The sequence below is a fragment of the Succinimonas sp. genome (genome assembly GCF_045225735.1).
Lineage (GTDB): Bacteria > Pseudomonadota > Gammaproteobacteria > Enterobacterales > Succinivibrionaceae > Succinimonas.
Genome location: NZ_JBGVBR010000090.1, coordinates 1 through 3,281, shown reverse-complemented (window position 1 = coordinate 3,281; position 3,281 = coordinate 1). Strand labels below are relative to the sequence as shown.

Sequence of the window (3,281 nt, the reverse complement as noted above, 5' to 3'; positions counted from 1 at the left end):
TCCTGACGAAGGAGCCCTCCCTTCTCCCGAAACTCTGGCCGAAGCTATAAGACCTGAGCTTATGCGAGCCTTCCCCGCCGCCCTCCTGGGCCGCATTACCGTGGTGCCCTACTATCCTTTGGGAACCAAGGCCATTAACCGCATTATCGATCTCAAGCTTAACAAGGTAGTGAAGCGGGTGCGGGAGAAGTACCGCGCGGAGTTTATCTGCCAGCAGGGGCTCCGGGATGAAATTATCCGCCGCTGCGACAACGTGGCCTCAGGCGCCCGTCTTATCGATGCCGTTATCAATAACGACCTTCTGCCGGATGTCAGCGCGAAATTCCTGGAATTCGCCATGGCCGGAAAGGAACTGGCAAAGATAACCGCAGATGCCAGCGACGGCAAATTTGTCTTTGAGTTTACGGAGAGGGAACCGTCCTAAAGCCCTGACCGGAACCTCCGCCTGAAGGGTTCCGGCCTTTAAATGCGTCCTCGCCGGCCGGAGATGCTCTCCCGGCCGGTTTTCCGGCGGGTCTGCCGGATGAGACGCCCTCTCAGGCAGCAGACTATTTAAAGGATTTCCTGTGGAACCGACCACCGCAAGCATTACCGTCCCAAATACCGCAAATCATGACACCGGCTCTCCCGGCTCCTGGTTCAGAGAGATTCCGGCAGATTTGAAAAAGGCTGTCATGCACCTGTCAGACATGGCGGCGGATCTGCCGGAAGCCCTGCGGGAACGCCCGTTTTACGCCGCAGAGGCTGTCATTGCCGAAATCGATGAGAGAATCAATACGGTTCTTAACGCCATTATCCACCACCACGACTTTACCGTTCTGGAAAGCGCCTGGCGGGGACTTCATTATCTGGTGATGCGCACTCCCCCGGCTGACAGCATTAAGATCCGGGTCTTCAACATCTCCAAAAAGCAGCTCTCCCGCACCATCAGAAAATACCGGGGCACTTCCTGGGATCAAAGCCCCATCTTCCGGAGACTTTACGAGGATGAATACGGCACGGCGGGAGGCGAACCTCTGGGCGTGATCATCGGAGACTACTACTTTAATCATCTGGCTCCGGATATGGAGCTTTTGAAGGGCATGGCTCAGATTGCCGCCGCCACGCACAGCCCATTTATCAGCGCCGCCGATCCCTCCATTATGAATCTGGATACCTGGAAACAGCTGGCCAATCCCCGGGATATAACCAGCATTTTCAGCACCCCGGAGTATGCCATCTGGCAAAGCTTCAGAGATTCCGAGGACAGCCGTTATACGGCCCTGACCCTGCCTCGCATTCTGGCCCGGGTGCCCTACGGCCCGGATTCCTGTCAGGTGCCGGGGCTGAATTTTTACGAAGAAAAGGAAGAGCCCGGAAACGATACCCGCGTATGGATCAACGCCGCCTATGCCATGGGCATCAACATCAACCGGGCCTTTGACAGATATGGCTGGTGCGCCCGGATTCGCGGCGTGAGATCCGGCGGCATCGTGGATATGCTGCCGGCATTCCCGGGCAAGCCGGGACAGCTCCGGACAGATATGATAATCCCTCTGGAAATCGCCATTCCGGAGCACCGGGAAGAGGAGATCTCCAGTAACGGCTTTCTGCCATTGTGCTACTGCAAAAACACCAGCTATGCAGTATTCCCCGGCGGACAGACGGTCAACAAGCCCAGGTCTTACGACAATCCCGCCGCCACCGCCAATGCCCAGCTCTCGGCGCGGCTGCCCTATATCTTTGCGGTGAGCCGTTTTGCTCATTACATTAAATGCATCGTGCGGGACAAGCTGGGATCTTTCAGGTCCCGGGAGGAGATGAGCAAATGGCTCTCGGATTGGAGCAGCGAATATGTGACTTCGGATCCCAATGCCGACGAGGATGTCAAAGCCCGCTACCCTCTGGCCGAGGCCCGGGTGGTTATTGAGGAAAGAGAGGATCGCATCGGCTACTATGATGTGAAGTTCTACCTGCGCCCCCATTACCAGCTGGAGGGACTGACCACCACCCTGTGCCTGAGCACCCGGGTGCCCAGCGTGACTTCCTGATCCTGAGTCCTGCTAAGCCGGCTTAACCGCTGAAGACGGGGATTTCCTTTTTTGCTGCGGGGGGAATGGGCTATAATCTCAGCCGGAAAACCGAAACCTTGCCTTCCAGCTTACAAAGGCGGGTTCTCTCCTTCTCTTCAAATTCCGCAACGACAAAAAACTGAAACCACGGGAGAAATTATCATGAAGCACCTTCTTCTTGCTTTAGTGGCCGGAATTGCCGCCTTGTCCGCCGCATCCTGCCCGGCCTGGACACTCAATATCCGGGACGGCAGCCTTAAGTATGAGGCCCGGGAGCTCGGAAATGAGATCCAGTACAAGGTTAACGGCAAGCTGGCAGGCACGGCCCGGCAGCTGGGGGATGAAACTGTTTACCGGGATGCTCAGGGACAGCATGCCGGTTCCGTAAGAAAGCTGGGGAACGAATGGGTATTTAAGGACAAAAACGGCAAGGCCATAGGCTCCGCTGCATTTTTAGGGGCCGAGCTTACCTACAAGGATGCCCGGGGCCGCCATACCGGATCCGCCCGGGTATTTGCCGGAAAAACCCAGTACAAGAACGGACGGGGTGTTGATATCGGTTCGGCGGACACGGACAAAATGCCCCTGAGACCTGTCCCGCTGGAGGAGCTTATGGCCGGAAATAACGAGCCGGCCGCCTGCTTCCCCGTCATTGTCAGCGTTTCTTTGGAAGAACCGGGAGCCCGGGCCGGACTCAGAGCCGGGGACATTATTATCGGGATGGCCGGCTCCGGCAAAACTCTCTTTGATTTCCAGAACGGCAGCTGTCCTCAGGTGAACCAGTCCGCGGCAGCCCAGGTTAACAAGGCCAAGGAAACCGAAGGATCAGCTCTGATAGTCTATCGTCCCGCCCCCGATGAAAAGTCCTCCGCCGGCGGCCGCATTCTGAAAACAGCTCCCATGCCGAAGGGCCCCCGGGGCTTTACCTACAATACCGCGGATAACGGCCCCTCCTTTACCAGAAAGGAATCTCTTAAATACTTCGGGGAAATCAAAAAGCTCTATGAATCAGGTTCTCCCGAAGACGCTGAAATCAAGCTTCCGGATCCCGCCGCCTTCACCAAGGACACCAGGAACATTCCCGATGCCCGGCAGGAATTCCGGGAGGTTCTGGTAAACGGCAAGGCCGTAACAGGATGGTTTTGGATAAGCGAAAACACCGGCCGCATCATGAGCCCGCAGGATATCAGCAGCCGGCTTGACCGGGCTCTTAAAGAAAGCCAGCCCAAG

General features: G+C 56.7%; 2 protein-coding genes and 1 pseudogene. All 3 read left to right on the top strand.

What is annotated here, in order from left to right:
* Positions 1-424 (top strand): annotated as a pseudogene (locus ACJROR_RS03275) (type VI secretion system ATPase TssH); the annotation flags it as partial.
* Between the two features lie 142 nt (positions 425-566).
* Positions 567-2,030, top strand: a complete 1,464-nt coding sequence (gene tssC / locus ACJROR_RS03270) for a type VI secretion system contractile sheath large subunit (protein WP_406545841.1) — start codon at positions 567-569, stop codon at positions 2,028-2,030.
* 183 nt (positions 2,031-2,213) lie between these two features.
* Positions 2,214-3,281: hypothetical protein (locus ACJROR_RS03265; RefSeq protein ID WP_406545840.1), on the top strand; the 1,068-nt coding region annotated here is incomplete at its 3' end.